The organism is Kribbella sp. NPDC049174 (genome assembly GCF_043197365.1).
In the GTDB taxonomy this organism is placed as follows: domain Bacteria; phylum Actinomycetota; class Actinomycetes; order Propionibacteriales; family Kribbellaceae; genus Kribbella.
Window position 1 is genome coordinate 25,842 of the sequence record NZ_JBICSZ010000013.1, and the last position, 25,295, is coordinate 51,136.

27 protein-coding genes and 1 riboswitch are annotated in these 25,295 nt (G+C 68.8%); of the genes, 7 read left to right on the forward strand and 20 right to left on the reverse strand.

Annotation, left to right across the window (positions count from 1 at the left end):
• Nucleotides 1–5 precede the first annotated feature (5 nt).
• The 3 genes from ACGFIF_RS40040 to ACGFIF_RS40050 all read right to left on the reverse strand — a co-directional run bounded on the left by ACGFIF_RS40040 (nt 6) and on the right by ACGFIF_RS40050 (nt 3,215).
• Nucleotides 6–1,625 (reverse strand): DUF2029 domain-containing protein, encoded by a 1,620-nt coding sequence (locus ACGFIF_RS40040; protein ID WP_393162319.1) that lies wholly within the window; start codon nt 1,623–1,625, stop codon nt 6–8.
• Nucleotides 1,622–2,410: a glycosyltransferase gene (locus tag ACGFIF_RS40045; protein ID WP_393162321.1), complete on the reverse strand. Its 789-nt coding sequence runs from the start codon at nt 2,408–2,410 to the stop codon at nt 1,622–1,624. The genes ACGFIF_RS40040 and ACGFIF_RS40045 overlap by 4 nt, the downstream gene beginning before the upstream one ends.
• 214 nt (nt 2,411–2,624) lie before the next feature.
• Nucleotides 2,625–3,215: a dihydrofolate reductase family protein gene (locus ACGFIF_RS40050; RefSeq protein ID WP_393162323.1), complete on the reverse strand. Its 591-nt coding sequence runs from the start codon at nt 3,213–3,215 to the stop codon at nt 2,625–2,627.
• Between the two features lie 314 nt (nt 3,216–3,529).
• Here ACGFIF_RS40050 and ACGFIF_RS40055 point away from each other — a divergent pair, with 314 nt between their 5' ends.
• The gene (locus tag ACGFIF_RS40055; protein WP_393162325.1) at nt 3,530–4,747 is read left to right on the forward strand and encodes an arginine deiminase; all 1,218 of its coding nucleotides are present in this window, start codon (nt 3,530–3,532) and stop codon (nt 4,745–4,747) included.
• Between the two features lie 632 nt (nt 4,748–5,379).
• On the opposite strand, the gene ACGFIF_RS40060 is transcribed toward ACGFIF_RS40055, so the two are convergent.
• The 3 genes from ACGFIF_RS40060 to ACGFIF_RS40070 all read right to left on the reverse strand — a co-directional run bounded on the left by ACGFIF_RS40060 (nt 5,380) and on the right by ACGFIF_RS40070 (nt 7,956).
• Entirely contained in the window at nt 5,380–6,348 is a 969-nt protein-coding gene (locus tag ACGFIF_RS40060) for a DUF5926 family protein (protein ID WP_393162327.1), read from the reverse strand.
• 69 nt (nt 6,349–6,417) lie between these two features.
• Nucleotides 6,418–6,834 (reverse strand): ATP-binding protein, encoded by a 417-nt coding sequence (locus tag ACGFIF_RS40065; protein WP_393162330.1) that lies wholly within the window; start codon nt 6,832–6,834, stop codon nt 6,418–6,420.
• Nucleotides 6,835–7,095: 261 nt separating this feature from the next.
• Nucleotides 7,096–7,956: a glycerophosphodiester phosphodiesterase gene (locus ACGFIF_RS40070; RefSeq protein ID WP_393162332.1), complete on the reverse strand. Its 861-nt coding sequence runs from the start codon at nt 7,954–7,956 to the stop codon at nt 7,096–7,098.
• A gap of 219 nt (nt 7,957–8,175) precedes the next feature.
• On the opposite strand from ACGFIF_RS40070, the gene ACGFIF_RS40075 reads away from it, so the two are divergent.
• Nucleotides 8,176–9,153, forward strand: a complete 978-nt coding sequence (locus ACGFIF_RS40075) for a zinc-binding dehydrogenase (protein ID WP_393162334.1) — start codon at nt 8,176–8,178, stop codon at nt 9,151–9,153.
• 43 nt (nt 9,154–9,196) lie between these two features.
• Here the strand turns inward: ACGFIF_RS40075 and ACGFIF_RS40080 are convergent, their stop codons facing one another.
• The 5 genes from ACGFIF_RS40080 to ACGFIF_RS40100 all read right to left on the reverse strand — a co-directional run bounded on the left by ACGFIF_RS40080 (nt 9,197) and on the right by ACGFIF_RS40100 (nt 13,840).
• Nucleotides 9,197–10,537, reverse strand: a complete 1,341-nt coding sequence (locus tag ACGFIF_RS40080) for an LLM class flavin-dependent oxidoreductase (RefSeq protein ID WP_393162336.1) — start codon at nt 10,535–10,537, stop codon at nt 9,197–9,199.
• A complete protein-coding gene (locus ACGFIF_RS40085) occupies nt 10,534–11,241 on the reverse strand; it encodes an ABC transporter ATP-binding protein (RefSeq protein WP_393162338.1) in 708 nt (235 codons plus the stop codon). Before ACGFIF_RS40085 ends, ACGFIF_RS40080 begins: the two co-directional genes overlap by 4 nt.
• Nucleotides 11,242–11,359: 118 nt before the next feature.
• Entirely contained in the window at nt 11,360–12,199 is an 840-nt protein-coding gene (locus ACGFIF_RS40090) for an ABC transporter permease (protein WP_393162340.1), read from the reverse strand.
• Nucleotides 12,196–13,257 (reverse strand): ABC transporter substrate-binding protein, encoded by a 1,062-nt coding sequence (locus tag ACGFIF_RS40095; protein ID WP_393162342.1) that lies wholly within the window; start codon nt 13,255–13,257, stop codon nt 12,196–12,198. The genes ACGFIF_RS40090 and ACGFIF_RS40095 overlap by 4 nt, the downstream gene beginning before the upstream one ends.
• The gene (locus ACGFIF_RS40100; protein ID WP_393162344.1) at nt 13,250–13,840 is read right to left on the reverse strand and encodes a flavin reductase family protein; all 591 of its coding nucleotides are present in this window, start codon (nt 13,838–13,840) and stop codon (nt 13,250–13,252) included. Before ACGFIF_RS40100 ends, ACGFIF_RS40095 begins: the two co-directional genes overlap by 8 nt.
• Before the next feature lie 355 nt (nt 13,841–14,195).
• Here ACGFIF_RS40100 and ACGFIF_RS40105 point away from each other — a divergent pair, with 355 nt between their 5' ends.
• The 3 genes from ACGFIF_RS40105 to ACGFIF_RS40115 all read left to right on the forward strand — a co-directional run bounded on the left by ACGFIF_RS40105 (nt 14,196) and on the right by ACGFIF_RS40115 (nt 16,115).
• Nucleotides 14,196–14,687 carry an RNA polymerase sigma factor gene (locus ACGFIF_RS40105; RefSeq protein WP_393162346.1) on the forward strand — a complete coding sequence of 164 codons (492 nt, stop codon included), beginning with the start codon at nt 14,196–14,198 and terminating at the stop codon, nt 14,685–14,687.
• Nucleotides 14,684–15,250 carry a methylated-DNA--[protein]-cysteine S-methyltransferase gene (locus tag ACGFIF_RS40110; protein WP_393162348.1) on the forward strand — a complete coding sequence of 189 codons (567 nt, stop codon included), beginning with the start codon at nt 14,684–14,686 and terminating at the stop codon, nt 15,248–15,250. Before ACGFIF_RS40105 ends, ACGFIF_RS40110 begins: the two co-directional genes overlap by 4 nt.
• 193 nt (nt 15,251–15,443) lie before the next feature.
• On the forward strand, nt 15,444–16,115 hold the full coding sequence (locus ACGFIF_RS40115; RefSeq protein WP_393162350.1) for an alpha/beta fold hydrolase: 672 nt from the start codon (nt 15,444–15,446) through the stop codon (nt 16,113–16,115).
• Here the strand turns inward: ACGFIF_RS40115 and ACGFIF_RS40120 are convergent.
• From ACGFIF_RS40120 to ACGFIF_RS40140, 5 genes are all read right to left on the reverse strand, one after another.
• On the reverse strand, nt 16,112–16,792 hold the full coding sequence (locus ACGFIF_RS40120; protein ID WP_393162352.1) for a class I SAM-dependent methyltransferase: 681 nt from the start codon (nt 16,790–16,792) through the stop codon (nt 16,112–16,114). The two genes, ACGFIF_RS40115 and ACGFIF_RS40120, sit on opposite strands and share 4 nt — an antisense overlap.
• Nucleotides 16,793–16,818: 26 nt before the next feature.
• Nucleotides 16,819–18,147 (reverse strand): purine-cytosine permease family protein, encoded by a 1,329-nt coding sequence (locus ACGFIF_RS40125; RefSeq protein WP_393162354.1) that lies wholly within the window; start codon nt 18,145–18,147, stop codon nt 16,819–16,821.
• Nucleotides 18,143–18,255, reverse strand: a riboswitch (TPP riboswitch). Its footprint overlaps the gene before it by 5 nt.
• A 21-nt stretch (nt 18,256–18,276) precedes the next feature.
• Entirely contained in the window at nt 18,277–18,939 is a 663-nt protein-coding gene (locus ACGFIF_RS40130; protein ID WP_393162356.1) for an alpha/beta fold hydrolase, read from the reverse strand.
• Nucleotides 18,936–19,784 (reverse strand): hypothetical protein, encoded by an 849-nt coding sequence (locus tag ACGFIF_RS40135; RefSeq protein WP_393162358.1) that lies wholly within the window; start codon nt 19,782–19,784, stop codon nt 18,936–18,938. Before ACGFIF_RS40135 ends, ACGFIF_RS40130 begins: the two co-directional genes overlap by 4 nt.
• A 48-nt stretch (nt 19,785–19,832) precedes the next feature.
• Nucleotides 19,833–20,690: a DUF3152 domain-containing protein gene (locus tag ACGFIF_RS40140; protein WP_393162360.1), complete on the reverse strand. Its 858-nt coding sequence runs from the start codon at nt 20,688–20,690 to the stop codon at nt 19,833–19,835.
• Nucleotides 20,691–20,852: 162 nt separating this feature from the next.
• On the opposite strand from ACGFIF_RS40140, the gene ACGFIF_RS40145 reads away from it, so the two are divergent.
• The gene (locus ACGFIF_RS40145; protein WP_393162362.1) at nt 20,853–21,320 is read left to right on the forward strand and encodes a MarR family winged helix-turn-helix transcriptional regulator; all 468 of its coding nucleotides are present in this window, start codon (nt 20,853–20,855) and stop codon (nt 21,318–21,320) included.
• Nucleotides 21,321–21,436: 116 nt separating this feature from the next.
• Nucleotides 21,437–22,309 carry an SDR family oxidoreductase gene (locus ACGFIF_RS40150; RefSeq protein WP_393162364.1) on the forward strand — a complete coding sequence of 291 codons (873 nt, stop codon included), beginning with the start codon at nt 21,437–21,439 and terminating at the stop codon, nt 22,307–22,309.
• A 94-nt stretch (nt 22,310–22,403) separates the two neighbouring features.
• On the opposite strand, the gene ACGFIF_RS40155 is transcribed toward ACGFIF_RS40150, so the two are convergent.
• From ACGFIF_RS40155 to ACGFIF_RS40170, 4 genes are all read right to left on the reverse strand, one after another.
• Entirely contained in the window at nt 22,404–23,141 is a 738-nt protein-coding gene (locus ACGFIF_RS40155; RefSeq protein WP_393162366.1) for a phosphotransferase family protein, read from the reverse strand.
• 129 nt (nt 23,142–23,270) lie between these two features.
• Nucleotides 23,271–23,483, reverse strand: coding sequence for a DUF4331 family protein (locus ACGFIF_RS40160; RefSeq protein WP_393162521.1), 213 nt, complete (start codon nt 23,481–23,483; stop codon nt 23,271–23,273).
• A gap of 143 nt (nt 23,484–23,626) precedes the next feature.
• Complete coding sequence (locus ACGFIF_RS40165; protein WP_393162368.1) at nt 23,627–24,025, reverse strand: nuclear transport factor 2 family protein; 399 nt, start codon at nt 24,023–24,025, stop codon at nt 23,627–23,629.
• 64 nt (nt 24,026–24,089) lie between these two features.
• Nucleotides 24,090–25,283, reverse strand: coding sequence for an ATP-binding protein (locus ACGFIF_RS40170; RefSeq protein WP_393162370.1), 1,194 nt, complete (start codon nt 25,281–25,283; stop codon nt 24,090–24,092).
• Nucleotides 25,284–25,295 lie beyond the last annotated feature (12 nt).

The following is a 25,295-nucleotide window of genomic DNA, read 5'->3' on the forward strand; positions in this document are numbered from 1 at the left end:
CGAGACTAGTGGGCTTCGGCGTTCTCCGGAACGGCCTTCTGCCTGCGGCGCGGCCAGTCGTACGGCCACCACTGAGCACCGCTGCGGCGGGCCCAGACGATCAGCAGGATCAGCACCGTGAGCTCGATCGCCGGACAGATCGTGTCGCGCAGCCGCGCGCTGAACCACTCCAGCGAGTCCGACAGACTCGCCGCCACTTGTCGAGCGTTCGGATCTCGCCCGGGCACGTAAGCGATCGCCAGCATGGTCGTCCGGACCACCATCAGCCCGTCCACCTTCGACGCCGCCACCGCGGCCAGCGCGACCCAGGCGATCAGGTCGTACCAGGGCAGTGAGTACATCGCGGTCAGGATCCAGGCGATCGCGTAGATCGCGGTGTAGCGGATCGCGGCCGGTGTCGGGTCGTCCGGATGCGTCTGCGGCACCAGCGACTTCGGGAACACCTGGGACAGCAGGATCGCGACGACCACGAGCCCGAGCCACGCGATGATCGCCAGGAACGTCCGGACCAACGGCCCCGGCAGGAACAGGTCGAAGAAGCTCAGCAAGACCTTGTGCGGAGTACCGGTGGAGATGAACGAGGTCTGCGACCGCGCCTGCTGGAATGCCTGCAGGCCGACGAAGGCATACAGACCGCCCATGGCCAGCGCGCCACCGCCGCAGAAGATCGCAGCCTTCCGCCGATCCGTGTGCAGCGCCCACAGCATCGCCACACCGACCAGGCCGATCGACAGCTTCGTACAGCCCGCGACACCGATCAGGATGCCTGCCCAAAACACATGCTTCCGGAACAGCACCAGCGCCATCACCGCGAACATCACCGCGATCGCGTCGTTGTGCGCGCCGGCCAGGACCGTCCACAGGATCAGCGGGTTGGCCATGCCGAGCATCACCACGCGCCGGCGGTTCGGCAGGTTCGGCCCGACCAGCTTGAGCAGCAGCAGCCCGGTGACGACGATGCTGATCGCGACGGACAACTGCAGCATCCACACGGTCAACTGCATCGAGTCGCCGCCGATCAGCGACGAGATCCACTGGATCCAGGTGGCGATCGGTCCGTACACACTCTTCGCGCCCTGCCACGGCCGCTCGGTCGCCGCGATCACGGGGTCGTACCCGAGCCGGATCGTGTCTGCCGGGGCGGTCGTGTACGGGTCGCCGCCGAGCGACATGATCCGGCCGTACGCCGCGTAGATCAGGACGTCGCCGGAGGCCATCGGCGGGACCAGGGTGATGGCCGCCGTCGTACCGATGCCTAGGGCAATCAAACGCTCGACCCGCGGCGCCCAGCCGTGTTTGAGCGCCTTGGTCGCGAGGAAGACGCCGTACCCGCCGAGCAGGATGGCGACGTAGATCATCACCGTGACGAGCCAGTCGTTCGGCTTGCTGTCGAACCAGTACGACGGAAGCCACGCGTGCCGGTTCGTCAGCGTCAGCACGACCACCGACGGGCCGAGCAGGCCGGCGGCGACGATGAGCGCCGTGCAGGCGAGGTACAGCGCGACCGCGCGGCGACCGTACCGCTCCGCGAGGCGCGGGTCGGCGGTGACGTCCGTGCTCTCGGTGCTCGTCGTCTGAGGGTCTACGCTCGCGGCAGGGGTGTCGCCGGAGTTCCCCGTGCTCATTGCGCCGGCTTCCGCGGGATCAGACTGCGCAGCGACGGACCGCTACCGGCCGGCAGGGCGCTCCGCGCGGCGAGGGCGCGGCGGACGTGCAGGTACTGACGGCCGCGGTGCAGTTGGCCGCGCAGGTCCGTGCCGGTGGCCCGATGCTTCACCTCGATCGGCACCTCGAGGATGCGGAAACCCTTGCGGCCGAGGTCGATGCTCAGCGCGGTCTCGACACCGAAGCCGGCGGCCAGCGGTACGGCGGCGTCGAACGCGACCCGGGTCAGGCAGCGCTGACCGGACAGCGGCTGCTCCGGCGCCCAGCCGGTCGCCTCCTCGATCCCCGCCCGCGCGAGCCGGACGACGAATCCGTGGCCGCCCGCCTTGGAACCGTCCGCACGCACCTGCATCGGCAGCGTGCCGATGGTCATGTCCGCCTGGCCGCTCTGCACCGGCTCGATCAGCGGCGCCGCCGCGGTCGCGGAGTCGGTCAGGTCGGCGTCGAGGAAGAGCAGGTGCCGCGCGCGGGCGCCGTCCCGCTCCGCGACCGCCGCCGCTCCGGTCTCCATCGCCGCTGCCTTCCCCCGGTTCCGCGCGTGCCGTACGACGACCGCCCCGGCGCGCTCGGCGGCCTCCGCCGTACCGTCCGCCGAGCCGTCGTCCACGACCACGACCAGGTCCACCCCGATGATCTTGTGCACCGCGTCCACCGTGGCCGCGATCCGCTCCGCTTCGTCCTTCGCCGGGATCACACAGGCGACGGCTCGCTCGAACGGCTCGGAAGGCAGGTCATGACCGGACACAGCACCGCAGCCTAGTTGCTCCGCAGCCGATCGACCTCGTCAGTTCCCGGCCGCTGTGGATATCTCGTTCTTTCGAACGACCTGTGGAAAACCCGGGAGCCCTCCGCCCGGATCACGGCATCTTCTCTGGCGAGACCGATCAACCAGCCGAGCGGAGGACTCCATGAGCACTTCACAAGCACACACAGTCATCGCGAGTACGGGTGCACCGCGCTCACGAGCGGACGCGGTCGAAGAGCAGACAGATGGCGCCGGACTCCGTCGGCGTCGAGTCGGCCAGCTGCCAGGAGGTCGCGGGCAGGCCGTCCTCGAAGAGCCGGGCGCCGCCCCCGACCAGCTCCGGCGCGAGCGTGATGCTCAGCCGGTCGATCTCGTCCGCGGCCAGCAGCGCCTTGATCACGCTGGAGCTGGCCAGCACGACGATGTCGCCGCCTTCCTCGCCCCGCAACTGCTTGACCACGTCGGCGGCCTCGGCGTCCACGATCCTGCTGTTCTGCCAGGGAGCCTCGGTCAGCGTCGACGAGAGCACGACCTTCTCGGTCTCGTTCATCCACTTCGCGGCCGCCCGGTCCTGCGGCGCCGCGTTCTCGTCCTCGGCCACCGCCGGCCAGAACCCGCCGAACCCTTCGTAGTTCTTCCGCCCGAGCAGGATCGTGGTCGCCGGCTCCGTCACCCGGATCATGTGATCCCGGGACGTCTCGGTGATCGCGTGCGGCACGATCCAGCCCATATCGAAGTCGCCACCGACCCCGTTCACCCGCCCGTCCAGCGAGAGCGTGATGTTGGCGGTCACCTTGCGTGTCATCTCAGTACCTCCGGTCCCGGACACCCTCTCGGCGTCCTCACACCAGAAATCCTGTGCCCGCCCGGCCTCCCGAACATCTGCCACCTGGCCGATATCCGCCACCACCTGGCCGACCCACACCGGCCCTCGGCAAACGCCACTCGACCGCGCGACCGCCGGACGGCCCGGCGGCGTACGACGTGTGCCGTCTCTCATCCGCAGGGGGTTGGAGGTGGAGGAATATTGTCGGACAATCAGACAGATTGGTGCGGCATCCAGCGCGCAGGGCGTGGCTGCCGTAGCGTGGTTGGGACGACCGGAGAAGGGACAGGCGGATGACCGAGACTCAGGGAGTCGACAAGGCGTACGGCGTCGACAGCGAGGTCGGACCGCTGCGGACGGTGATGCTGCACCGCCCCGGCAACGAGCTCCGTCGGCTCACCCCGCGGAACAACGACAAACTGCTCTTCGACGGGATCCCGTGGGTCGGCCGGGCACAGGAGGAGCACGATGCGTTCGCCCAGGCGTTGCGCGACCGCGACGTCGAGGTGCTGTACCTCGGTGAGCTGCTCACCGAGGCGCTGGCTCATCCCGAGGCCCATTCGGTAGCCGTCACCGGCGCGACCGAGGACCTCCGGCTCGGCGACACGCTGCGCGAGTACCTCAACGCGTCACTGAGCGACCTCGATCCGGCGCAGCTGGCCGAGGCACTCATGGCCGGCGTACGGAACGACGAAGTCCGGGCCGGCGGCCTGGTCACGTCGCTGCTGGCGCACGAGGACTTCCTGATCGACCCGCTGCCGAACCTGCTGTTCACCCGCGACTCGAGCGTGTGGATCCGGGACTCGGTCGCCGTTACCTCGCTCGCGATGCCGGCCCGGGTCCGCGAGACCCAGCTGACCGACCTGATCTACACCTTCCATCCACGGTTCGCCGGCGCGGACAAGGCGTACGGCCACCAGCTCGAGCACGTCGAAGGCGGTGACGTTCTCGCGCTCGGCCCCGGCGTACTGGCTGTCGGTGTCGGCGAGCGGACGACGCCTGCGGGCGTCGAGCGGCTGGCCCGGCGGGTGTTCGAGAAGGACCTGGCGCACACCGTTCTCGCGGTGCCGATCGCACAGCAGCGGGCGACGATGCACCTCGACACCGTCTGCACGATGGTCGACGTCGATGCCGTCCTGATGTATCCGAACATGGCCGAGGAGATGCGCGCGCACGCGGTCACCACGGACGGCGACCAGCTGCATGTCGCCGAGCCGGAGCCGTTCCTGGTGGCGGCGGCGAAAGCGCTCGGTATCGACACACTCCGGCGGATCGACACTGGTCTAGACCCCGTCACGGCCGAACGCGAACAATGGGACGACGGCAACAACACCCTCGCGCTGGCACCGCGGGTGTGCATCGCGTACGAGCGCACCGTGGAGACGAACGCGCGCCTGGAGGAGTCGGGGATCGAGGTCATCCGCATCTCCGGTTCCGAGCTGGGCTCCGGCCGCGGCGGGCCGCGCTGCATGTCCTGCCCGGTTCTCCGTGCTCCACTCGGGGTGGTCTGAGCGTGCCTGAGCGGTCCCGTGAGTGGCGTAGTAAGCCCAGCGACACGCGCTGTGAAATCGGGGCTTGTGGCGGACCACCAATCTGAGTACTCTTCATGCCTAGGCCCAGGCCCTGTTGCTCCCCCGTCAGCAGGACTTGGGCCGTCCACGTTTCTCCCCCTCGGTCGCAGGCACCCCAGCCTCCCGAGCCCAACCCTTGCCCAAGGCCCCCGATCGGCCTAGACCACAACGGTTGCCCATCGCCCCTAACCACCCCACCACCAGCAACCCGCGGCACCCCGGCATCGCGCCGGCGGTAGACACGCCAACCTCGCGCCGCAGCAGCCCGGCATCCGCGCCGGCAGCAGACATGCCAGCCACCGCGCCACCGCCATCTCCGCGGGCCGCCGAGTCCCTCCGCGCCAGGGCACCCTGCTCGTGAGAGCCACGCCGCACACGGGACTCGGCGCACCCGCCCACCTCGCGCCCCCGCGCCATGGCACTCGCCAGCCCATGGGGGTCGCGGCGCGCATGACGAACAGGCCAGTTGGCGCTTCCCCATCATTCGCCGGCTCACGCGTTGCCGCGCGTCTGGCCAGGTGGTTGGTGCGGTTCTGCGGACGAGCAAGCACCGGGTGTTCGGTGGTGCTTGTCTAGCGGATGGTGAGCTGGCGGCTGGCGAGGCCCGCCCGGGCGGCGCGTTCTTCCGTGGTGAGGGGCGCCTCGGTCGCGAGCGCCTTCTCGAGGGCGACCGCGAAGTCAGCGGCCGGCTTCTCCACGTCTGCTGCCTCGACGTCCGCGGGGAGCTCCCAGACCGGCGCGAGTACGCCTAGGGCGCGGAAGGAGCCGATCAACCGGCTGCCCTCCGTCAGCGCGGACGAGCCGGCCGCGTGCAGACGCGCCAGCGCCTCCAGCAGGGTGTCCTCGCTGTGCGGCATGACCCAGCGCAGGTACCGCCGGTCGCCGATCTGTGTCCAGTACGCCGCGTCCACCGACTCCAACCGCACAGTCGGGGCCGCAGCCGCGTTCGCCCGCTCCAGACCCGCGGCGACCTCACCGGTCGGGTCCTCGACGTTCTCGCTGACCCAGAAGTCGAAGCCTTCGTGCACCTTCACCTCGATCGGCTTCGAGGTGTCGATCAGGTCCTGCAGCCGCGGGCCGTCCTTCAGCAGGTCACCCAGCTGGATCGGGTTGCCCGGTTCGGTGTTCAGCGCCGCGGTGATCGCGTGCCCGAGGTCACGGCTCGGGTCGCCCGACGATGCGTGCGTCTGCAGGCCGATCCAGATCGTCTCGTCGTCGCGCACCAGACCCGGCATCGCCATCGGCAGCAGGGTGACCAGATTGACCACCTTGCCCGCGTTCTCGCCGGTCAGCACGACCTCCGCCGTACCCGACGGAACGATCTCGCGGAACGCGATCAGGTCACACTCCGACGGCAACCCCTCGAACGGCCGCACGACGAACGCGTCCGCCGCCTGGGCCTTCTCCCGCCCATGGCACTGCTTGAACCGCTTACCCGATCCACAGGGGCAAGGCTCCCGCGGCCCGACATCAACCAGGTCGGCCGGATCCAGCGTGACGGTCGTCGTGTTCTTCGCGCGCTGCCGCGACTTCTTTCCCATACGCGCAGTCTTGCAGCCCCTCACCCCCAACAGCCAACCCGCCAACCCCTCCCGGACCTCCGGCAGGGGTCAGTTGGGGATGATGGCGTGAACGGTGCGGTGGGTCGGGGCGGTGCGAACGCCCCACGTGGAGGTGAGGACGTCCACGATGGCCAGACCGCGGCCGCCGATGGATTCGGGGTGGGCGTCGTTGATGCGTTGCGGCTCGGTGTCGCCGCGACCGTCGGTGACCTCGACGTGGATGCCGGCCTTGTCGATCCACCAGGCCGCGCGGACCTCGCCGGCGGGCAGCGGGGGTGCGTAGCGGATCGCGTTCGAGAGCAGTTCGGAGAGGACGAGCTGGGCGTCGTCACGGGCGGTTTCGGTGGCCCGGAAACGCTTGAGGTAGGCGGCTAGACGGCGACGGGCATCCGCTACCGCGGACACTTCATGCGGCAGTACGACGTCCACAACGCTCACGTCGGCAGGCAGGGTCGCAGAGGACAAGCAGGGTCTCCTCATTCATTGGAACAGCCATAAGCACATCTGCCCACGTTCCAGCCTGGGAAAACACCAGATTGCATTCCGTTACATACCACCGCTGAAGATCACACGTTTAGCCAAGAAACCGAGACGAAAACGACAGAATTGAACGTTGCAATAACGGCCCGCATTCACATCACTACGTATCCACACCACCCTCCGTGACCCACCCCACACGCAGCTGAGAGCCGCCAAGCGCTCACTCTGAGTGGCAAGGATGGGTGGTTACTGCTGGCGGCGCGGCTGGCGTTTCGGGGGGAAGGTGAAGGAGGGGAGGGGTGGGGAAGGGGGCTCGGCGAGGGTTTTGAGGGCGGCTTCGGGGCGGTCGCTGATGATGGCGTCGACGCCGATGTCGCGGCAGTGGCGGACGTCGGCGTCGGCGTTCACGGTCCAGACGTGGACCTGGTGACCGTGCTTGTGCGCGCGGTCGACGTACTCGGGGTGGGCGGTGACGATCTCCAGGCTCGGGCCGGCGTACGAGACGCCGGTGGGGAGTGAGCCGTCGCGGAAGCGGAGCGGTACGCGGTCCATCAGCAGGACGGTCCGCAGACCGGGCGCCAGCACGCGCATGCGGCGAAGCGACAGCCAGGAGAAGCTCATCACCCGGGCGGGCGACTCGGTGCCGATCTTCGGGTGCGCCCAGCCGTAGCGGTCCAGGGCCTCGATCAGGCGGCGTTCGACGAGACCGGCGTACCGGGTCGGGTGCTTCGTCTCGATCGCGAGCTCGACCGGGCGGCCGGCGTCGCGGACCGTCGACAGGAGTTCGTCGAGGGTGAGGACTTTTCGCATGTCGGGGCTCGGCAGCTCAGCCTCGTCGTCGAGCTCCGCCCACGGGTTCTTCCAGGAGCCCCAGTCGAACGACTCGAGCTCCTCCAGACTCATCGTGGACAACACGCCACGACCGTTGGAGGTGCGCTCGATCCGGCGGTCGTGTACGCAGACCAGATGTCCGTCTGAGGTGAGCCGTACGTCGCATTCGAGACCGTCCGCCCCCGCATCGACCGCTCGGCGGTACGCCGCCAGCGTGTGCTCGGGACTGACGTCGCTAGCGCCGCGATGGGCCACCACGCTTGGGCGTTTCCCCATGAGGACAACTCTGTCACGCACGCAAGTCACCAAGTCACGCAGCCACGCCGACCACCGGAAAACGATTACTTACCAGCTCTGGACTAGGCCGGGACGGGCTGGGGAGCTGGCGCGGATCCAGGGGCGCCAGGGGCCGGCGAGGGTGAACCCGCGTGGGCGGGGTGGTGGGAGTGGGCGAGTTGGTAAGGCGTGGTTGGGGTGGCGGGTGAGGATTGGGTCATGGAGATGCGGGCGGTGGTTCTGGAGGGGGCGGTCGAGCCGGAGGGGATGCGGGTGCGGCGGGTGGCTGTGCCGGAGCCGCCGGCGGGGTGGGTGCGGGTGAAGGTGGAGGCTTTCGGGCTGAATCGGTCGGAGTATCACCTGCGGGCAGGGCTGGCGACCAATGCTCGGTTTCCGGTGATTCCGGGGATCGAGGCGACGGGGACGGTGGACCTCGCGCCCGGTGGGGAGTTCGAGGTCGGGCAGCAGGTGGTCGCGATGATGGGCGGGATGGGGCGGGAGTACGACGGTGGGTACGCCGAGTACACCGTCGTACCGGCGTCATCGGTGATCCCGGTCAGGACCGACCTCGACTGGGCCACGCTCGGCGCGTTGCCGGAGATGCTGCAGACGGCACACGGGTCGCTGCACACCGGCCTGGCGATCGAGCCGGGGCAGACGCTGCTCATCCGCGGCGGAACGTCGTCCGTCGGGGTCGCCGCGGCGGCGATCGCGAAGGAACACGGTCTGACCGTGTTCTCGACGACCCGGAATCCCCAGCGAACAAAGGTTCTCGAGGATCTCGGCGTCGATTACCCGATCGTTGACGACGGCAACGTCGCGGCAAAGGTCCGGGAAATCCTGCCGGCCGGTGTGAATGCGGCCCTCGAACTCATCGGGACGAATGTGCTGCCGGACACCCTCAAGGCGACGGCGATCCACGGCACCGTTTGTTTCACCGGGATGCTCAGCGACAACTGGACGATCCCGGATTTCTACCCGATCGGCTACCTGCCCAACGGTGTCCGGCTGACGGCGTACGGCGGGGAGAGCAGCGACCTGCCCGCGGAGGCGTTCCAGCGGTACGTCGATCTGGTTGCCAACGGCAAGCTCCCGATCCGGATCGATCGGGTCTTCAGGATGGAGCAGATCGGCGAGGCGCACCGCATCATGCAGGACGGCGCCGCGGTCGGAAAGCTGGTCGTTCGAGTCAACTGAGCGCCGGGCCCCGCCACCCGACAGGGGCCCGGCGCACAGCAACTCAGGCCGTGGCCTCCGACACCACAGAGGTACGGCGACCGGCCGGGCGAGCCAGCCCGTAGTGGTCCCGCAACGTCGTCCCGGTGTACTCGGTCCGGAACAGCCCACGCTGCTGCAGGATCGGCACCACCTGGTCCACGAACGCGGTCAGCCCCGACGGCAGGACGGCGGGCATGATGTTGAACCCGTCAGCCGCGTCAGCGTCGAACCACTCCTGGATCGCGTCCGCGACCTGTTCCGGCGTACCGCTGAAGGTTCGGTGCCCGCGGCCGCCACCAAGCCGGCCGATCAGCTCGCGCACGGTCAGCTTCTCCCGTCGTGCCAGGGTCACGATCAGCGTGTAGCGGCTCTTCGCACCTTCGATCTCATCCTCGTCCGGCAGGTCGGCCGGCAACTGCTGATCGAACGGCAGATCCTCCGGTGCGACCCGCAACGTGCGAGCCAGCTGCAGCCGCGCGTACTCGGGCCGGATCAGGTCATCCAGTTGACGCTCCAACCGCAGCGCCTCCTCGACCGTCCCGCCGATCACGGGCACGATCCCCGGCAGGATCTTGATCGTCGACGGATCACGCCCGAGCGCTGCCGTCCGCGCTTTCAGGTCCTTGTAGAACGCCTGCGCGTCCTCCAGCGTCTGCTGTGCCGTGAAGACCGCCTCGGCGTACCGAGCAGCCAGGCCCTTCCCGTCCTCCGACGAGCCGGCCTGCACGATCAGCGGATGGCCCTGCGGCGACCGTGGCAGGTTCAGCGGTCCGCGGACCTGGAAGTGCCGTCCGACGTGATCGATCGGCGCAACCCGGTCATTCAAAGCCCACACGCCCGACTCTTTGTCGGCGATCGGAGCGTCGTCCTGCCACGAGTCCCACAGCTTGTACGCGACCTCGAGGAACTCCGCGGCCCGGTCGTACCGCTCGGCATGGGCCGGCTGGTCCGCCAGGTTGAAGTTCCTCGCCGCCTCCGGACCGGCCGTGGTCACCACGTTCCACCCGGCGCGGCCGCCGCTCACATGGTCGACACTGGCGAACCGTCGAGCCAGGTTGAACGGATCGTTGTACGTCGTCGACGCGGTCGCGATCAGCCCGATCCGCGACGTCGCGGCCGCGATCGCGGTCAGCAGCACGGTCGGCTCCAGCGAACCGGCCGGCCGACGGCCCACGTCCCCGAACAACACCGGTGAGTCCGCGAAGAAGATCGAGTCGAGCTTGCCCCGCTCGGCGATCCGCGCCAGCTCCTGATAGTGCTCGACCGACGTGTTCGCGAACGGATTGCTCTCCGGCAGCCGCCACGACGCCTCGTGGTGCCCGGTGCTCATCAGAAACGCGTTCAGGTGCAAGTGCCTACTCACAACGAAACCCCCAATGCATCCAGCAACCGCGAACGAACCGCGGAGAAGCCCGGATCGGCCGGGCTCCGCGGCGCCGCCAACTCGATCCGCTCCTCCGCGACCAGCTTTCCTTCGTCGAGCACGATCACCCGGTCGGCCAGCACGATCGCCTCGTCCACGTCATGCGTCACCAGCAGTACGGCGGGTTGATGCGCGGCGCACAGCTTCCGCAGCAACACGTGCATCTTCAACCGGGTCAGCGCATCCAGCGCCCCGAACGGCTCGTCCGCGAGCAACAGTTCCGGCTCCCGCACCAGCGACCGCGCCAGCGCAACCCGCTGCTGCTCGCCGCCGGACAACTCGTTCGGCCAGGCGTTCTCCCGCCCGGCGAGCCCGACCTCCTCGAGACTCTGCCGGCCGCGCTCGCCAGCACCGCCCAGCCCCAGTACCACGTTGTCCAGCACCTTTGCCCATGGCAACAACCGGGAGTCCTGGAAGACGACGGACACATTGGCCGGTACGACGAGTTCCCCGGACCCGTCGACACCGGAGTCCAGCCCGGCCAGCGCCCGCAACAACGTGCTCTTGCCCGAGCCACTCTTCCCGAGCAGCGCCACGAACTCGCCGGGCGCGATGTCCAGGTCGACCCCGTCCAGCACAGCGCGGTCGTCGTACCGCCGTACCAGGTCACGAACCTGAACGGCTGCGGTCATGAGCGCGGTCATGGGGCCTCCCGGCCTGGACTGAGGAGCGGAGGGAGCGAAGCGACTGGAGTGACGGGGGAAGGCCGGGAGCCAAGGCCCCATGACCCTGCCGGCGCCGAAGGCCCGGCCAAAAGCACAGTCAGGAGTCCAACGTGCGGCGCCATGAGAGGGCCCTCCTCTGAATCAGGCGGACGGCGCCGTCGGAGAGCAGGCCCAGTACGCCGTACAGGACCAGGCCGACGATGATGATGTCGGTCTGCCCGTAGGTCCGGGCCAGTTCCATCATGTAGCCGATACCGCTGGTGGAGTTGATCTGCTCGACGACGACCAGCGAGAGCCAGGCGCCGGTGACGGCGAACCGCAGGCCGAGCAGGAATCCGGGCAGTGCACCCGGCAGGACCACCCGGCGGATGAAGTCCCACTGCGACAGCCCGACGGTCTGGGCCAGCTCGACGTACCGCGCGTCGATGGTGCGCAGGCCGTTGTGGGTGTGGATGTAGATCGGTACGAACACCCCGAGCAGGATGGTGACGATCTTCATCGACTCACCGATGCCGAGCCACAGGATCAGCAGCGGCAGCAGCGCGAGGGACGGGATCGCCCGCTTGATCTGGATCGGCCCGTCCAGGACCGCCTCGCCGATCCGGGACAGACCGGAGATCAGCGCGAGCACGACGCCCAGCACGATGCCGAGTCCGAGTCCGATGAAGGCCCGCTGGGTGGAGGTCCACAGGTTCGACTGCAGCCGGCCGTCGGCGATCAGGTCGCCGGCCGTGGTGACCACGGTCCAGGGCGCCGACAGCACCCGCGGGTCGAGCCAGCCGGTGGCCGACCCGATGCTCCAGATCACCAGCAGCAGCACAGGTCCGAGTACGGCGCCGAACTTGATCGGCTTGCCCGGTCCGAGCCGGCGACGTCGGACGACTGGCCTCCCGGCGGCCTGCTGGGTGCGCAGGCCGGGCAGAGTGGTGGCGCTCATTTGGCGGCTCCCTTGATCGCGTCGGATGCGACGGTCTGGAAGCGCAGGTCGTAGAGGTCCTTCGCCTGGATCACCGGGTTACCGGTCTCCTTGGCGAGCAACTCGATCGTCTCCTGCTGACGCTGGATCGCGTCACTCCAGTCGGCGCTGATGTCCGGGTGACCGGCGTTCTCGACCAGCCACTGACCGTCCGCCTCGGTGAGGCCCTGGTCCTTCACGTAGTACCCCGCGATCCATTCCTTGGGGTGCTTGTCGATCCACTCCTGGGCGACACCCCAGGCGGCGACGTACGCACGGATCGCGGCGGCCTTACCCGAGTCCTCGAGCGACTCGGTCGCCACGTAGAGGTGACCCGCGTCGTCGCGCAGACCGTGGTCGATCGTGCTGGCGCCGTCCTTGCCGTACTTCGTCAGGTACCGCTTGATCTGGACGCCGCCGATCGGCGCGACCTCGACCTGCTTGCCGGCCAGCGCCTGCGAGTAGACGTCACCGGTGCTGGGCAGCTCGACCAGCTTGACGTCCTCCTTGGTCAGCCCGGCCTTCTTCAGCACCTTGAGGATCAGCGCGCCCTGCGCCTGCCCCGGGCTGTAGGCGATCTTCTTGCCGCGCAGGTCCGCCAGCGTCTTGACCGTCGTACCCGGCGCGATGCCGAGCTCGTAGATCGGGTGGTTCAGCGCGTCCTGCCGGAACTTGGAGGCGACGATCTTCACGTGCAGGCCGGTCCAGGTCGCGTGGATCGGCGGGATCTCCGCGACCGAGCCGACGTCGAGTGCCTTGGCCCGGAACGCCTCGGTGGTCTGCGGGCCGCCGCTGAGGTTGGCGAACTGGACGAACTTCGACACCTTGTCGATCTGGCCGGACAGCTCCAGCGCCTTCTGCGTGGTGGGATCGCCGACGACGATCTTCACGCCGTCCGGAACGGTGGTGGGCAGCGGGGCGTCGAGAGCGAGCTTGGCGGCGCCGCTGCCGCCGGCCTCTGCGTCGCCGCCACAGCCGGCCACCAGGGCGACGGTGGCGAGTGCTGCGGCGATTACGGCGTACGTGCGGGTCCTAGACATGTTGTGCTTTCGGGTTCGGAGTGGCGGTGGCGTAGCGGCCGTCGTGGTACAGCAACGGCTCGTGCTCACGTCGCTCGGAGTGGGTGGTGAGGCGGGCGACGACCAGATAGTGGTCGCCGACGGCGAAGCGGTGCTCGACCTGGGCGCGCAGGAAGCTCGGCGCCTCGTCGAGGACCGGCTCACCGGTGCGCAGCCTCGACCAGAGGGTCGGTTCGGCGAACCGGTCGATGCCACTGGTGGCGAACCGGCCGGCGATGCCCTGCTGGTCGGCGGACAGGAAGTTGATCACCAGGCTGTCGACCTTACTGACGGTCGGCCAGCTGGACGCGCTGGTGGCGATCGCGAACGAGACCAGTGGCGGCAGCAGGCTGACCGAGACCAGTGAGGTGGCGGTGAACCCGGCCGGGCCGTGGCCGGCGTCCGCCGTGATCACCACGACACCGGCGGCGTGGCGACGGAAGACGGACCGGTAGACGTCGGCGTCGACGGTCCGCTCCTCCAGCCGGTCGGGAACGACTTCCAGGCGGTCTGGAACGACGGAAAGGGACGGACGATCGGACGGGTTGATCGCATGGACTGACATGTCTCTCCCTCGGAACGGGGGCAGGGACGACCGGAGGTGGGCAGCAGGCAGCGCCACAACCGGGCGGGGGTGTGGAGGCGGTCTCAGACAGGCCTCGTACGGCGGAAGTCCGCCGGGGCAACGCGAAGCGGCGCAGCCGTCACCGACAGGTGGCGCTCGCCGTCCGCAGGAGATCGATGACGCGACGGCGGGTGAGCAAGGTCGTCGTCATGTCAACGACTCTCTCATCAATGTCGACTCAATAACTAGACAATCTCGGAATCTGGGACACCCGTCCGAAAATGACCGCTGGCTGGAACGACACGCCGCCGGGTTGCCCTCACACAGCTGGGCGTGCGTGCGTTCTACTGACGTGATGGCTCCGGAGAAGGTCTTGCTGCCGCCCTTCCAGGCGCTCGTCGACGCGCACTGGCGGGACGTGGCGCGGCTGGCGCGGGCGCTGGCCGGGCCGGTGGACGGCGACGACGTGGCCCAGCGCGCCTGGGAGAAGGCCTTCGCCGCCTACCCCAACCTCACCTCGGCGAAGAACCTCCGCAGCTGGCTCCTGACTATCACAGCCCGATGCGCGACCGACGTACATCGGGCCCGCAGACCACAGAGCCCGCTCGACGAAGCTCCACCGATCGCGGTCGACGGCCCCGACGCCGCCAACTGGCCGGACCCGGATCTCTGGCAAGCCGTCAACGAGCTACCTGAACGCCAACGCTTCGCCATCACGCTCAAATACGTCGGCGACCTCGACCACCACGGTGTGGCCGCCGCTCTGGACACCACGCCTGCCGCGTCGCGACGACTTGTCAGCGACGCGCTCGCGGCCTTGCGCACCAAACTCGGAGTACACCTATGAATGACCTCGAGAGCCGGCTGGCCCGGCTCACCGCACCAGACCTCAAGCCACCGGTCTTCCCGACCGCCGACGTCGCCTACACCCTGCACGACACCCCGATCGGCACCCTGCTGCTCGCGGTCGCGAACGGCCGCGTCGTGGCCAGCTCGTTCGGCGACGAGGAGAGCATCACCAACCGCCTCGCCAAGGCCGTGTCCCCGCGCGTACTACGCCAGCCCCGGGCGCTGGACGACGTACGACGGCAACTGGACGAGTACCTTGCCGGTCGACGGCACGAGTTCGAACTGGACGTGGATCTCGCCCTGGCCACCCCGTTCCAGCGACTCGTCCTGACCGACCTCCCGGCCCACACGAGCTATGGCCGTACGACGACGTACGGGCGACTGGCCGGGGAGATCCACAAGCCCAAGGCGGCCCGGGCCGTCGGTACGGCGCTCGGCGCGAACCCGGTCTGCGTGGTGTTGCCGTGCCACCGGGTGATCGGCTCGAGCGGAGCGCTCACCGGGTACGCCGGCGGGCTGGAAGCGAAGCGATTCCTGCTGAATCTTGAATCGAAAAGCTGAGTTTTCCCGCCGCCGCGAGAATGGTTTTACACTGAACAGACAAAGGAGCAGATCCCCAGTGTGGAGTGGGGATCTGCTTCTTGTTTCCCCTTGCCTGCAAGGGATCCGGGCCGGTGGGGATTTTCCGGAAATGCTTTCAGGTCAAGAATCTGACCCGTCAGGGATCGACCCGAGATTCCGGTAGGTTGGGCCGATGACTTCACCATTGCTGTTCCTCAGCGGAGCCGGGCTGCCGGCCTGGATCTGGGACGACGTCCGCGCCGCACTCCCGGCCGGCCAGGCGACCTCTGTCGCGGCGTACCCGGGCACCGGATCGCTGCGCGACTACGCCGGCAAGGTGCTCGCCGAGGCTCCGGAGCGGTTCATCGTGGTGGCGCACTCGATCGGCGGCGTGATCGGCAGTCAGCTCGTTGCCGAAGCACCGGATCGGGTCCAGGGATTCCTCGGTGTCGCGGCCTCGATCCCCGCGCCGGGGCAGTCGTTCGTCGGCGCCCTGCCGTTTCCCAACAAGCTCATCGTCAGCGCGATCATGCGACTCGCCGGCACCCGTCCGCCGGCCAAGGCGATCCGGTCCGGCCTGGCCAGCGACCTGGACGACGAGCAGGCGGCGCGGATCGTGAAGGAGTTCAGCCCCGAGTCGCAGCAGCTCTACCGCGACCCGGTCGGCGATCGCCAGTTCCCGGCGCTGCGCGGTTACGTCCAGACCACCAACGACAAGGAGCTGCCGCCCGCTCTGCAAGCCACCTACGCCGCGACCCTGGGCGCCACCTCGATCCAGTCCCTCCAGACCGGTCACCTGCCGATGTTGGCCGACCCTGACGGTTTGGCCGCCGTACTGCAAAGGTTTCTCACCCCGAAGGGCTAGCTTGCCGCGGGTGCGTGGATCTCCAGGATGAGGCGACGGCGGCCGCCCCACTCGCGCTTGTAGACCTTGTAGTCCTCGATGCCGGCGGCCGCGCAGAGCCGGCCGTAGCTGATCTCGTCGTGGATGAAGTGCACGCTGCTGGTGCCGAACTGCTCAGTCGTGACGATCCGGTGCTCCGGCCCCTGGCGCATGCCGTTGGCGATCTCGGCCGCCGTCGCCGGGCCCCAGACCGGGCCCTCGATGATCGCCACGCCGCCCGGCTTCAGCACCCGGGAGATCTCGCAGATCGTGGAGATCTGCTCGTCCTCGGCGAACAGTTCGTGGAACGCGGTCCACAGGCAGATCACCGCGTCGAACGAGTCCCACTTGTACGGCAGGTCGGTCATCGAGCCGATCGCCCAGTCGATCGACAGCTCCTCCTCGTCCGCCTTCGCCTTACCGGCCTCGATCAGGTTCGGCGAGATGTCCAGCGCGCGCACGACCTTCCCGGCCCGGCGCAGCGGCAGCGCCACCCGGCCGTACCCGCAGCAGAGGTCGAGCACCGACTCACGGCCGCCCAGGAGCTCCTCGACGGCCTTCACGATCGCCGCGTCCCGCTCGGGCGTGGTACGCGCGGCCAGCCCATCGGCCCCGAGTTCCGCGTACTCGGCCCGGCTGCGCAGTGCGGAGTTCAGCATTGCGCAAGTATCCCGGTTACTCCGGGTCAGTTGTCCAGCGGTCGGCGACCGATCCGGCCGAGGATTATCGCGGCCAGCATCGAGACGATGATGGACGTGTACGTCGCGCCGAGCCAGCCGGGGACGGGCTGGTGGCCGAAGATGCGCTGCTGGAGGTCGAGCCAGAACGGGGACCAGCCCGACACCGTGCCCGGGTTGACCAGCTGGTAGGCGACGAAACCGATCAGCCAGGCGACGGCCGGTTGCCAGCGGAAGCGCGCCGTACCGGAGACGTCCCAGTTCATCTTGCTGACCACGAAGAAGTCGGCGATCGCGACCGCGAACAGCGGGACGAAGACCGAGCCGATCAGGTAGAGGAACTGGGTGTAGTTGCCCAGGTCAACCACCAGCGCGAGACCGGTGGCGATCACGCCGATGGCGATCGAGATCCAGCGCCGGTCGACATGACCGATCAGGTTGTGCGCGGCCATCGTGGTCGAGTACACGTTCGCGTACGCCTCGTCGACCTCGTCCACCAGCAGCACGAACAGTGCGATCGCGCCGGCCGGCAACGTGACGAGTGCGGTGATCACGTCCGTGCTGTTGGTCTGCAGCGTCGCGACCGCGAACACACCGAGTGCGTAGTACGCGATCGCCGCGATGCCGTAGCCGAGGGCCGATCCGGCGAAGGCGGCCTTGTTGGTGCGCGAGTGCCGGGTGTAGTCGGCGGCCAGCGGCGCGAACGACACGACGCCCGCGGCGGCCAGGTCGACGGCCGGCCAGAAGCCGAAGACGCTGTCCTGCGGCAGGTCCTGCACCGGCTTGCTGAGCACCTGCACGAACAGATAGACCGACGCGATCAGCACCAGCCAGACCATGAACTTCCGCAGCAGTTTCACACTGCCGAGCGGCCGGACCGCCATCGCCGTCGCGAGCACACCGGCCAGTACGACGAACAGCCAGCGCCACCGCTCACTCGTCACCGCGACCGCGGCCGAGGAGATGACGATGATCTCCATCGTCGCCCAGCCGACGTTCTGCGCGATGTTCAGGACCGTCGGCGCCATCGAGCCGCGCCGGCCGAACAGTCCGCGCAGACACGCCATCGCCGGCGCTCCGGTGTGCGAACCGAACACGGCCGCGCCGCCGAGCACCAGCGCACCGATCCCGCAGCCGACCACGACCGCGAGCAGGCCTTGTGCCAGCGAACCCGTGTACGCCGCGACCAGCGCACCGGTGACCGGGCCGAACAGTGAGATACCGAGGTTCCCCCAGAGGGTGAACTGGTCGAGGAAGCCGAGAGTGCGCGGCGCATCCGTGGTGAGGACGAGCGGCGCCTCGGTGTGGTCGGCAGGACGAACAGCGGTATTGGTCATGGTTGGACCCGCTCCCTACGCCGGCATTACCCGGTCAGGTTCAGGCGGTCGGCGACCCGGCGTCGCCCTCTCAGCCCGCGCGTGGTGCGAGCTCCCGCAGAGGTTTGTTACTGCGTCAACGATAGCGCTTCAGGCCGGACCCGGCGCAGCCACTGCCCGCTGGATGAGCGCGGCGACCTCGGGACCGTTGGTCAGCACCGGCATATGGGAGCCGGTCGCTAGGGTCCGCGCCTCACCGTGAGTGAGCTCGGCCAGCCGGTCCATCCATTCGGCCGGCGACAGGTGGTCGTGCCGGCAACGCACGATCACCACCGGCGCCCGCACCCGGCTGATGATCCCAGCCAGATCGTGGTGTCTGGCCGCTTCCGCCGCCCGGGCGATCGTGGAGAACGTGGTCCGCGCGTATTGCGGGGCGAGGGCCGGGATCAGACGCGGGGACTCCGGGACGGCCGAGCCCACCCAGCGGGCCGCGAGGTCCAGCCAGCTCGACGCGCGGACATCTCCGGTCGGGGCGATGAGGACGAGCGCGTGGACGAGTTCGGGGTAGGCGACCGCGGTCTCCACGACGATCTGGCAGCCGGCCGAGTGCCCGACCAGGACCGACCGCTCCCGGATCTTGTCCGCGACCGCCGTACCCAGAGCTTGTGGACGGAGGTCGTCGCCGGGCTCGGCGGGTTCGCCGTACCCGGGCAACGTGACGATCCGGTACGGCGTGGTGAGGTGTTCGACCGTGGGCGCGTACGAGCGCGGCCCGAGGCCGAGGCCCGGGACCAGGACGATCGGAATGCTCACTCCCAGGGCGCGCGGGCCGGCGCGGCCTGGACGACCGGGTTGCCGACGGGCGGCTTCAGCTCGCGGTACCCGAGGAAGAAGCCGACGGAGAGGATCAGCAGGCCGATCCCGCCCCAGCCGTACGCCGTGGGCAGTCGATCGATCGAGTCGTCGATGGCGCCCATGCCGGTCGACAGGACCATCACCGCCCAGATCACGATCGGCACCAACGCCACCCCGACCAGCAACAGGCCGCCGACCTCGATCGGGTCGAGCTCACGCCCGACCTTGCGACGGGCCAGTACGTCGCGCGCCCACATCGCGATCGCGGCCGCACCGACCAGGAGCAGCAGCAACTGGCCGATCGTGTCGATGACATCCGTGCGGAGCGGGTGGTTCAGCGCCGAACCGGGTGCCTGGGAGATCTCGCGCAGGGCGACCCGCTGGACCGAGAGCACCAGCAGGCCGTAGACGGCGGCGATGATCGCGGCGATCAGTACGACGCGGGCCGCGCGGGGGTCACGCGGTGCGACGGGTTGTTCCCGACCGTACTGCGGGAGCTCGTGTTGCTGCGGGTGAGCGGCGGTGCCGTACGGGGCGCCGGGACGGTAGTTGGGCGGCTGGGTGTACGCGCCGGGTGGTCCTTGAGGTGGTCCGTGCGGCGGGGCTTGAGGTGGCGCGCCGTACTGGCCCGGTGGGGTGCCGTAGGGCTGGGGCTGGGCGTAGCCGCCCGGATGGGGCTGGCCGTGCGGCGTGGAGCCGTAGGAGCTGCCGCCGTACGGAGCAGGCGGGGCGTAGTGCTGCTCCTCGGTCGGCTGCTCCGGTTGCTCGTCGCGGCCGTACGTCGGGAAATCCTGTGACGACATCGCTGCTCCCTCCCCTCGGACTCAGCTTCTCACGAACGAGGGCTTCGCTCAGGTCGCCTTGATCGTCGGCCAGGCGTTCGGGAGGCAGCCGCCGAGGCCCTTGGTCTGCTGCATCATCACCGGCGCGGGGGTCTTCGCCTTGGTGCAGGTGGAGTGGCCGTGGCCGAGTGCGTGCCCGACCTCGTGGTTGACCAGGTAGCTGCGGTAGAGGGCGACGTTCCCCGAGTACGCCGGGACCGCGTACATCCAGCGCTTCGCGTTCAGCACGACGCGGTCCTCGACCCGGCAGGAGACCTCACCGCCGGTGTCGAGCGGCAGGCACAGCTTGTCGGTCAGCGTCGGCGTGGCCAGGATGATGCGCAGGTCGGCGTCGACCTTGTCGGTCCGCTCGAAGTTGACCGGGTGGATCGCCTGCCAGCCGCGCGCGTCGGTCAGTGTCTTGTGAATGGCCGCCGCGACCGCGTCGCCGTTGACCGACAGGCCCTGCTCGATCTCGACCCGGTAGGTCAGCTTGTCGCGGATGCCGGTGGCCTTGTTGAGCCCCGGGACGACGGCGAGCTTGCCGGTGGAGACCGAGTAGTTCGGCTTCGAGCCCTTCGGCGGCCGGGTCAGCGTCGGTGCCGGGCGCAACGGCGTGGTGAACTTCTGCGTCGGCGTCGCCACCGGCTTCGGTGTCGGCGTCGTGAACGGCGCCTCGGTCGCCGACGCGGCAACCCCGGCCACCACTTCGGCCGCCAGACTCCGCCGGTTGGTCGCGTCCGGATGCGCCACCATCACTGTCCCCAGCACCGCCAGCGCGGTCACCGAGAACCACTGCACCTTGTGCGACTTCTTCCGGCTGTGCCGCCCACCGCGTCGCTTCTGGGCAGCCGCATCCGCGCGCTGGCCAGTCCGCCCGGTGGTCATGACGATTCACCCTACCCACCCAGTCCTCCCTCCCGAAAGCCACCTTCATGCCCTCCCGCACAAACGATCCCAAGGCGCCGGCAGGTGCGGGCCGGCTGATCCACGCCGCCCGGGATGATTCGTGTCACGAACTGTTGGTGGCGCCGCTGGTATCTTGGCCGGGTGGCGAAGAATGATGACGGGCGTATCGGCGTGGTGGCTGGGCTTGTCCGGTCGGCATTCTTGGTGAATGCGGTGTATGCCGAGGCGAGTCGCGAGCGTGGCCTGACCCCGCAGCAGGGGCAACTGCTCTGCGTACTGATGGCACAGCCGTACGGAATGGGCGAACTGGGCGCGATGCTCGGGCTGGCGAAGTCGAGCATGACCGGACTCGTCGACCGGACCGTGCGCAACGGCCTGGTCCGGCGCGAGCCGGATCCGCGGGACACCAGGGCCGTCCGGGTCGCGCTCACCCCGCGCGGAGAGGACGTCGCGGAAGAGTTCTACGCCGAGACGTGCCGGCGGATCGACCGCCTGCCGGACGGTCTCAGTGCGGCGGAGCGTGAGACGCTCGCCGGCCTGCTGGGCCGCGTCGTCGTGGACAACGAGGTCCCGGTGGTGTTCATGGAACTGGACGAACGTCAAGCCTGATATCGGGATCTTCACCCGAAGGGTTGCGGTTCGTACTACGAACTAATATGGTTCGTAGTACGAACGAAAATTGCTGCGGTCGTCGCCTGCCACGCACACTCCGGGAGGAACTCGTCATGTCCGACCTCATCGCCGTCACCGGCGCGACCGGCACGCTCGGTACCTTGGTGATCGATCAGTTGCTCGCCCGGGTTCCGGCCGAGCGCGTCGTGGCGATCGCCAGAGATCCCGCCAAGGCGGCCGCGCTGGCGGAGAAGTCCGTACAGGTCCGGATCGCCGACCACGACGACCGCGAGGCAGTAGACGCCGCGCTCGTGGGGATCGACATCGCGCTGCTGATCTCCGGCAACGAGTTCGGCAAGCGGATGATCCAGCACGAGAACGTGATCCGCGCCGCATCACAAGCCGGCGTCTCGCGGCTCGTCTACACCAGTGCGCCGCACGCGGACACCAGTCCGACGTTCATCGTCACCGAGCACAAGGCCACCGAGCAGCTGATCCGTGAGTCCGGCCTGACCTACACGATGCTGCGAATGAACTCGTACCACGAGAACTACGTGCCGTACCTGACGTCGGCACCCACGACAGGGGTGCTGATCGGCAGCGTCCACGACGGCCGGGTCGCCAGCGCCGATCACCTCGACTACGCCGAAGCGGCCGCGGTCGTGCTCAGCACCGAGGGCCACGACAACGTGGCCTACGAACTGGCCGGTGACACCGCCTGGAGCTACCCGGATCTGGCCGCGGCCATCGCACAGGTCAGTGGCAAGCACGTCATCTACCAGGACATGTCCTCGGCCGAGCACGCCGAAGCGCTGCGCTCCACCGGGCTCGACGAGGAAACCATCAGCTTCCTCGTCCAACTCGACGCCGACGTCTCGGCAGGCGTGTCCGCGGACGCGACCGGCGACCTGGGCAGACTGATCGGCCGCCCGACCGTCCCACTCGTCGACGGCCTGCACGCAATCGCCGCACGAAGTAGCCGGTAGCGCCCGACGTCGGCTTCGTAGCGAAAGGTCTCCCAGCTCCCTCAACAGCACGCGCATATCGGCTGCTTGTTTCATTGCCCCATGACCGGATGTCTTACATGCGGGATCTCAGTACGTCGAACTCGCAGCCTGGGGAGGATGGGTCGAAGCCGTGCTCGACCAGCCAGCGGGACGCTCCAAGGCTTCGCAACGACCACCATCCGCGGATCACGTCGAGGTCGACGTCGGTGCCGTAGCCGGCGAGGAGGTCGTCGAGGCGCTCCTCATGTCCGAGCGTCAGGATGGCAAGGTCGAACATCGCGTCGCCCTGGCTCGCCTCGGACCAGTCGATCACGCCGGTGACCTTGTCACCGTCGACGAAGACGTGGGTGATCTGCAGGTCCCCGTGCGTGAACACCGGTGTCCACGGCCGGAGCGCGGCCTCGGCAACCTGGCGGTTGCGGGTGACCAAGTCGGCGGGAAGGGTGCCGCTCTTGATGAGCCACTCGCATTCGGCGTCGAGGTGCGCTGCGATCTCGTCGACGTTCCCACCGGACCACGGTGGCAGCGGTGCGTCGTGCAGCATCCGTACGGCGGCACCCGCCGCGGCCCACGCCGCCGACGACGCGGTCGACGGCTCGCCGAGGCGACCGAGTGCGGTCCCTGGGACGGCGGCGAGCGCGAGTACCGGCGGCTTCCGCCACAGGACCTCCGGAGTCGGGATCGGCGCCAAAGCCATCGCCTCGACCTCGACGTCGATGTTGGACTGATCAGCGTCGACCTTCAGGAACACGTCACCGACCCGCAGAGTCGCGCGCTCGCTATGGGCAACGACGACCTGGACCTCATCCACGTCGGCGATTATTGCGAGGATGACCATCGACGTCACCGGATTTTCGCGTGCGACCGCGCGGTGGACCGCGAGCCGCTTGCCCGGCGTACCTCGTGCACGCCACCCGACCGCTGACGGATCGAGTGTCGTTCAGGCCACGTCGAGTTTGCCGAAGTACGCGCCGCCGGCCGGGCTCTCGAGCGGGACCCAGTTGGTAGCGGCGGTCAGCTTGCCGGGCCCTTCGTGCGCAGGGAGCGCGATGACGTCGGTGTTGTCCGCGGCGGGGTCGAGCATGATCCGTGGCGCTTCATCTGAGAACCGGCAGACTCGGTAGATCCGGGCCTGCGCGCCGCCACCTCTCAGTCTCCTAGGCGGAGATGCTGTGCATCGGCTGGCACGGAATCGTCAGGCGTCAGGTGGCACACGACACCTCACAGCATGGAGTGGGACGCGTCATGCTGATGCTCCAGCCGCGTCCTGCTCTGGCGTAGCGCTGGTCGAGCTGGCTATTGGTCCTGGCTGGGCGTCGTGTAGGCCCACAAGGCATTCACGATCTTCCAGCCGTGGCGTGTGTGCACGAGCTGGAGGTACTCGACGTAGACGGCCGAGCGGACGGTCGCGTTCGCGATCGTGCCGTACAGGTGCTCGACCTCGACCTCGATGCGACGGTCGCCCGGGTCTTCGCGCCGGCCCTCGCCGCGTGCCGTGGCCTCGATCATCTGCGGTGCCGTGAGCGTTGCCAGCTGTTCGGGGTCGGAGGAATCCTGGCCGAGCGACCGCTTGGCCAGCTCGGGGTGCAGCGCGCTCTCGATGCGTGCGGCGTCGCCGTCGAACCATCCCTCGAAGTAGTCCAGGGCAGTGCGTACGACGGCGGCCCGGTCGTCGGCTGAGGACTCGGCAGCCATAACGGCGATCCTTCCACGTATCGATGGAGATCGCGATCGCAGGAGCCGGACGCCGCGCGTGGGCTTACGCGGTGCGGGTGCGGAGGAACTTGCCGAAGTGGGGGACGGTGAAGGCTACGGTGCCGCGTTCGGCGGAGAAGACCAGGCCCTTCTTGATCAGGCCGTCGCGGGCTGGGGAGAGGGATTGGGGTTTGCGGTTGAGGGTGCTGGCGACCTCGGCGGTGGGGACGGAGCCGTCGTCGACGCCGATGCCGAGTTCGGCCATGGCGCGCATGTACTCGCGTTCGGCGGGTGTCGCGCGTTCGTAGCGGGAGCCGAAGAAGCCGACGGTGAGTTCGGCGGATGCTTCGGGGGCGGCGACGGCGACGTCCTTGATGGTGATCGGGGAGGCCGGGGCGTGGTCCCAGGTCGAGTGGGCGAAGGCCTGGACGAAGTACGGGTAGCCGTCGGTCTGCGCGTACAGCTCGTCGAGGGCCTCGTCGTCGTACCGGACTCCCTCGCTCTCGGCGGGGACCATCAGCGCGCGGTCGCACGCTTCGCGGGCGAGGCGGTCGACGCGGATGTAGCGGAAGAGTCGCTCGGAGTATGACTTGCTGGCGGACAGTACGGCGGGCAGATGCGGCAGACCGGCTCCGACGACGACCAGCGGTGCGCTCTGCTGGGAGATCTCGTGGCAGGCGGCGCACAGCGCGGAGAGGTCGTCGGCGCTGATGTCCTGCATCTCGTCGATGAACAGCCCGACCCCGACGGACAGGTCGCCGGCCAGGTCGGCCGCGTCGGTGAACAGCTCGATCAGGTCCATCTCGAGATCACCGGAGTCGGCCCGGCCCTTCGCCGCGGCCACGTCGACCGGCGGGTGCCAGCGGATGCCCTTGCGGTCGTTCGCCGCGGTCCGCAGCGCGAACGCCTTCAGTACGGCGCTGAACTGGTCGACCCGCTCGTCGTCGCGGTGCCGGTGCCCGAGTTCGCGCATCGCGGTGTGCATCGCCTGCGCGATCGGCAGCCGGATGCTCTGGTCCGGCCGGGCCTCGATCTTCCCGGTGCCCCAGGCGCGCTTGATCGCCTGGCTCCGCAAGGTGTTCAGCAACACCGTCTTACCCACACCCCGGAGCCCGCTCAGCACCAGACTTCGCTCCGGCCTGCCTGCCGCGACCCGCTCGAGCACCACCTCGAACTGCCGCACCTCGGTGTCGCGTCCGGCCAGCTCAGGCGGCCGCTGACCGGCGCCGGGCGCATAGGGATTCCGGATCGGATCCATGCTGCCACTGTA